The 3,263-nt window shown below is 59.9% G+C and carries 4 protein-coding genes and 1 pseudogene; 2 read left to right on the top strand and 3 right to left on the bottom strand.

Annotation, left to right across the window (positions count from 1 at the left end):
* Together ACFOM8_RS22670 and ACFOM8_RS22675 are read left to right on the top strand one after the other, a co-directional pair.
* Window positions 1–213, top strand: a pseudogene (locus tag ACFOM8_RS22670) (hypothetical protein); the annotation flags it as partial.
* Between the two features lie 76 nt (window positions 214–289).
* The gene (locus tag ACFOM8_RS22675) at window positions 290–496 is read left to right on the top strand and encodes a hypothetical protein (RefSeq protein WP_377764634.1); all 207 of its coding nucleotides are present in this window, start codon (window positions 290–292) and stop codon (window positions 494–496) included.
* Between the two features lie 160 nt (window positions 497–656).
* Here the strand turns inward: ACFOM8_RS22675 and ACFOM8_RS22680 are convergent, their stop codons facing one another.
* From ACFOM8_RS22680 to ACFOM8_RS22690, 3 genes are all read right to left on the bottom strand, one after another.
* On the bottom strand, window positions 657–1,535 hold the full coding sequence (locus ACFOM8_RS22680) for an abortive infection family protein (protein ID WP_306609974.1): 879 nt from the start codon (window positions 1,533–1,535) through the stop codon (window positions 657–659).
* Window positions 1,536–1,624: 89 nt separating this feature from the next.
* Window positions 1,625–2,050, bottom strand: coding sequence for a type II toxin-antitoxin system VapC family toxin (locus tag ACFOM8_RS22685; protein WP_377764635.1), 426 nt, complete (start codon window positions 2,048–2,050; stop codon window positions 1,625–1,627).
* Window positions 2,050–2,304: a type II toxin-antitoxin system VapB family antitoxin gene (locus ACFOM8_RS22690; RefSeq protein ID WP_090757601.1), complete on the bottom strand. Its 255-nt coding sequence runs from the start codon at window positions 2,302–2,304 to the stop codon at window positions 2,050–2,052. Before ACFOM8_RS22690 ends, ACFOM8_RS22685 begins: the two co-directional genes overlap by 1 nt.
* Window positions 2,305–3,263: the final 959 nt, after the last annotated feature.

The raw sequence follows: 3,263 nt of genomic DNA on the forward strand, positions 1-3,263 counted from the left end.
CGCGTCAGCGCCGACTATCTGGACAGCCTGCATCTGGAACTGACCGGCTGCGATCCCGAGTGCAACGGCTTCAAGGCCCACAAGGCGCAGAAGAAGGCGGAAAAGGCCCGCTGCATGGAACGGCTGTTCAGCGATGCCGAGTATCAGAAGGCTTGGCGTGTTGATGCGGAGGCAAAGGCCCGGATCGACGCTTGGGTGCCGGATTGCTTCTGATCTGAAAAACGCCGGGGGCGCAGACGACCAAGACCCCGCCCCCGGATTACTCTAAAAAAACAGGGGAAGCAGGCACATGTCACAACAACCTAAAGATGAGCAAGGTTTAAGCGCGGAACAGATCGACGCTTTGCGGGCCTATCGCGCCCAGCATGGCAGACGCTGGAAAAGCCGCCTTCTGGCCGAATGGCTATCCTCGACGGGCAACGAAGGGCCGGAGCTTCGCCAGGTCCGCAACACCTTTCGCCCGTCCTGGCTGCTGACCTATCGCCTGCCCGACTGACATTCCCATTCCTTCAGCGACGAAGGTTCACTTGGCCCCGCCCCGCGCGGGGCTTCTTTTTGCCTCTGCTGGCGCGGGTTTCCCCTGCCCTGTCACCGGCAGGTCGGCGCCAGGACAGGGGCGGCGCTCAGGCCGCGCCGGGCCGGCGCTGCGCGGCTTTTCATGCTTTTGGGAGCGGACGCGTGGGGAACTTCCGTTGCCAAGTTTCGATGAGAAAGAGCGCGGCAGTGCTTGCAGCATGGATCGACAGCCGAGCAATTCGTGCGTCAATGCGGGCATATCCCCTTTCGCGACCGTGCGCGTCGCCCCCGTGGGTGCGCAGCGATCCAACCCCGCCAATAACCGTGTTCAGGCCAGACAGAATTTGCCGCACATCATTGGCAATCAATGGGTCAATGTCAGTGCGGTCGGGAGATAGGCCAAGCGGTTGCTTCACTGCATTGTAGAGGCCCTGCACATCCTTTTTTGCAGGAAGAGGTTGCCCGAGTTCGACAAGAATTGACCGGCATACGCTTTCGATCGTGCTACACGCGGCGGTTACAGCATCTTCAGGGTCGGTCTGGCTGCTGGCAAGAGCGCGGTCCAGATCACGGCTCACCGTATCGAAGTCGATTACCTCTGATAGGCCAGCAAGCTCTGCAAGAACAGGCACACCTTTGCCTGCCTCTATAAGGCGTATCCGAATACCTTGCTGTTGCAGTTCAAAGCCATCGTAGCGAAGAGCGCGATTGAGGTAGTCCAGCACGGCATCGTGACGTTCAGGTTCATGGATGAAGTCGCGAGGATCGGCGGCTGCTTCGATGATCCTTGTAAGGTGCGGCGCTGCCTCAAAGCCGTTGTTGAGCCTGTTGAGACACTTCACAAGCGAGGGGACGCGAGAACCCTCAACTGTAAAAGCGACGTTACAGCCCCGCATGAATTTTTCGATCTTTGGCCCACTGCGGTAGATGCCAACAGGAGGTGTCAGGTCATTGCCGCCACCCCCGCTGATGATCTCGGCAATAGCATCAATGCTTTGAGGCGATAGCGGAAACGGCATGGTTGCAAGTCGTCTTTTCGATGAAGCAGGTTAATGTTGCCATCATGTATGACGGTCATAACGGAAGAGCCCTTGGGAGCTTGTTCGGATTATGCCACATCGGTTTTAGAGAAATCATCGCCCTTGTAGAGCAAGGGGACATGGTAGGCTTTCGCGCAGGCATAGGACAAAGCATCGCCCATGTTGAGTTGCGCCGGGTGCCCGACAACCTTGCCATAGATTGATAGCGCCCGGATTGCCTCCGCCCCCATGCTGCCCGTGATGTGCATTTCCTTGGCTTCAAGCGCCTTCAGCAGCTCATCGACAAGATCCGTCGCGGCGGCAAAGTCCTCGGCGGTCGCCGGGCCTTTGCCGCGCCGCTCGACACGCTTGCGCACAAGGGCAAGGGTCGCCTCCAGGCGCACGACGGGCGAATAGCGCAGGGTGCCGCGTGCGGCCTCCATCGCCTTCAGGAACGCAGGGCCATCTTCTTCCTGCAACAGCACGGCGGCGACAACGCTGGCGTCGAGAAACATCAGTCCTCGCCCCACTGTTCGTCCATGAATGCCTTGTCTGCCGCAATGTCGCTGCCGCTGGACACAAAACCGGCCTCTGCCGCCCGGCGCTGTATCCGCGCAACCCGGTCCGTCAGGGTCTCCTTGGCAGCGAGAGCGTTCAACTGGTCGGACAAGGCGCGGCGAACAGCCTCCGTCTTGTTCGTCATGCCGGTGGCCGCAAGATACTGATCGACAAGCGTATCGACGGCAGGGTCTTTGATGTAGAGTGGCATGGTATATCCTCGCTTTGATATAAGTATATCCTTTGAGGATATATAGGCAACCTAAGATTGGATATACCATCGGGCGTCCCCCTTCGGGTCGCGTCCCCGGTTCCGGCCGCAGGCGGCCTCCACCCGAGCTGGTCAGGGCGATGCTCCCGGCTGCGGCGTGCGGATGGCTGTCTCGTCCCGAGCCAGTCCCTCGCCCGCCGGTCCTGGTAGCCCTGCCCTGCCCATCTCGTCCCTTCGGGCGGGACCGCTGACGCGGGCCGTGAGCCCGGTTGTCCAGCCTCGCGCCAGAACGACCTTGGGAGTGGAGGCGGGAGGCCGAAGCAGGCTGTAAGCGAGACCCCAGGGATCGAGCGTCAGCCTGTGGTCAACCGGGCGGGTGGGTGAAGGATCCGGTCAGTTCTTTCCACAAACGTGACTTCAAGGAACGCCCGCACCGTGAGGGGGACGAAGGTTCGCTGTTCTGAACAAGGTGACCGTTTAAAGACGCTGATCGTTCTTCTTCGTTGAGCTTTGCGACCTCAGCGTCGAACAGTTGCCTGACCTCATCATCTGACAGTTCCGAGACGGATTTTGACTCCGACCAAGATTTGTCGTGCTGCTCGGGCGACTGTGACAAGCCATGCCCTCCATTTAGCACATGCGGACCTTAGCAGGAGAAAAGTCAAACACCTAATCCGATGCTCTTGAGCTTCGTTTGCGTGCAGACTTGCTGTCACTGGCTGACCAGCTTCCGCTTTGATCCAGATCAATAAAAATCCCTCCGGCGGATTAATGCCGAGCCTTTCCACAAGGCGGCTCGCTTCCCTTCCCGTCTGACTGCTGCGGCAGGAAGAAGACACGGGAGAGGCCCGCGCGCGGCGCGGGCCGAGATGATCCATTTGCCGTTCCGGGGGATCGACGGGCTTTCGCCCGCTCACCCCCGTCCGCAGCCTTTTTGTTTTCCTGTCCGCCACGCATCC

The organism is Paracoccus angustae, assembly GCF_042648745.1.
Classification (GTDB): Bacteria; Pseudomonadota; Alphaproteobacteria; order Rhodobacterales; family Rhodobacteraceae; genus Paracoccus; species Paracoccus angustae.